The sequence below is a fragment of the Sphaerochaeta sp. UBA5836 genome (assembly GCF_002432845.1).
Classification (GTDB): Bacteria; Spirochaetota; Spirochaetia; order Sphaerochaetales; family Sphaerochaetaceae; genus Sphaerochaeta.
This window is the reverse complement of sequence record NZ_DJGW01000083.1, coordinates 1-255: the sequence shown is the minus strand read 5'-3', so window position 1 is coordinate 255 and position 255 is coordinate 1. Positions and strand designations below refer to the sequence as shown.

Here is a 255-nt window from a genome sequence, read left to right as displayed (position 1 = left end):
ACACCTTTATACAGCGAAATACCGGCGGTTTTCAGATTGATCTGGGCTCCACTGCAGAAGAACAGCAGAGCAATCAAGGTGAGCGACCCGGTTTTAAAGAATGCTGTGGTGAAGCTTCCTATGTTCAGTGCACCAGGGAAAAACGTATTGAAAATTACACCAAGAACCAAAGGAACAACCATCATACCGCCAGGAATCTTGTTGATCGTGTCAAAAATCGGAACTTTTCCCATCTTCATGTTGTGCTCTCCTGTT

At 44.7% G+C, this 255-nt stretch carries 1 protein-coding gene; it reads right to left on the bottom strand.

The window, feature by feature from the left end; translation table 11 throughout:
• Nucleotides 1-239, bottom strand: a 239-nt coding sequence (locus tag B3F49_RS07025; RefSeq protein WP_293910044.1) for a 2-keto-3-deoxygluconate permease, incomplete at its 3' end; no start/stop codon positions are given.
• Between the last annotated feature and the right edge of the window lie 16 nt (nt 240-255).